This window comes from Prescottella defluvii, from assembly GCF_000738775.1.
In the GTDB taxonomy this organism is placed as follows: Bacteria; Actinomycetota; Actinomycetes; order Mycobacteriales; family Mycobacteriaceae; genus Prescottella; species Prescottella defluvii.
On the sequence record NZ_JPOC01000182.1, the window covers coordinates 1 to 370 of the forward strand.

At 67.6% G+C, this 370-nt stretch carries 1 pseudogene; it reads right to left on the reverse strand.

From position 1 onward, the window contains the following. Nucleotides 1-191 (reverse strand): annotated as a pseudogene (locus IJ15_RS0124360) (lipase); the annotation flags it as partial. Nucleotides 192-370: the final 179 nt, after the last annotated feature.

The following is a 370-nucleotide window of genomic DNA, read 5'->3' on the forward strand; positions in this document are numbered from 1 at the left end:
ACGCAGTACCCCTCGTTGGCGAGCAGGGGCGCGAACGTGGTCCACATGTTCAGGCGGTTGGCGCCGGCGCCGTGCACGAGCACGACGGGGTTCGGTTGCTCCGGGGTGGGCTTGCACGACCAGTCGTTGGATCCTGCGGCCGAGCCGCCCGGACTGGTGAACTCGTCCTGGACGAAGAGGAAGTACTGCACCGGGTACGGTTCCTGGGCGCTCGCGGTCGCGGGTGTCGCAACGACGGCGATGGCGGCGGAGGCGATCGCGACGGTCTGGGTGTGGTGTTCATCCGGTCTCCCCCTCCTGGAATGGCTCCGATGGGGCGAGACGCTACGGGAACCGGGTGTTTCGGGGAGTTGTTCGGCTGTTTCGACGT